The sequence below is a fragment of the Streptomyces milbemycinicus genome (assembly GCF_002154605.1).
GTDB lineage: Bacteria > Actinomycetota > Actinomycetes > Streptomycetales > Streptomycetaceae > Streptomyces > Streptomyces milbemycinicus.
In genome coordinates, this window is sequence record NZ_MUNE01001107.1 from 486 (window position 1) to 1,473 (window position 988).

Annotated in this window: 1 pseudogene; it reads right to left on the bottom strand. The window is 73.9% G+C overall.

The annotated features are described in order from the left end of the window. Positions 1 to 127 precede the first annotated feature (127 nt). Positions 128 to 988: pseudogene (locus tag CCN51_RS51380) on the bottom strand (transporter); the annotation flags it as partial.

Here is a 988-nt window from a genome sequence, read left to right on the forward strand (position 1 = left end):
TGCGGATCGTGGACGCGCTCGCGGACAAGTGGGGAACAAGCCCCGGCGCGCCGCTGGGGATTGGCGGGGTGCAGGGCAAGGGCGTGTGGTTCTCGCTCGCGACGGGAGGCGTGTAGGGGCGGTGGGCTCAGCCCTTGGTGACTGCCGCCAGGATCTCCGGCAGCCGCGCCGCCGTCCGCGGTGCGGCCAGCCGCAGGCCGCCCAGGGCGACCCCGGTGCCGTACGCCGCGCCCAGCGGAAGCAGCAGCCACAACCAGTCGTCCGCCCCGGAGGTATGCATCCANNGGTCGCGACCAGCGCGCCGAACAGCGCCAGGGCGAGGCCGAGCGCGTCGGGGACCGCCGCCCACTCGTCCATGAGCGCGGCCGAGCCCAGCACCGCCAGCGTGACGTAGGGGACGCCGACCAGTGAGAGGGCCAGCGCGCGCCCGCGCAGCTCCAGATAGGCGTCGCGCGGTGCGGAGATCGTCTGCGCCACCATCCAGAACGCCGAGGAGTCCTGCCCGAACTGGTTGTACATCTGCATGCCGAGCAGCCCCGCGGCCCAGCAGGAGGCGTAGACGTTGCCGGCGCCCTGGACCGTGGTGACGACCGGCACCAGCAGGCCGACGGCCAGTGAGGTCACCCACGCGGATTTGGTCTTCGGGTCCCGCCAGGCGTAGCGGAGCGTGCGCAGCACGACCGTGCCGGTGCGGTTCTCGGGCAGCAGCCGGTGCAGCGCGGGCCGTGCGGCAGCCGAGGTGGGGCGCTTGCGGCTGGGTTCGGCGGCCTGGATGGTCGAGGAGTCCGGCGAGGTCATCAGGTGGGTCAGACTGCGCTGCCACCACCACAGCAGCAGCGCCAGCAGCCCCGCCGACAGGGCGAGCTGGGCGGCTGCGGTCCCGTACGAGCCGTCGCCGACGCCCTGGACCGCGTCGATGGCCGCGGCGGGCGGCACCCAGCGCAGTACGTCCGCCACCGGTTCCAGGGAGGACAGCCCGTCCTCGCCG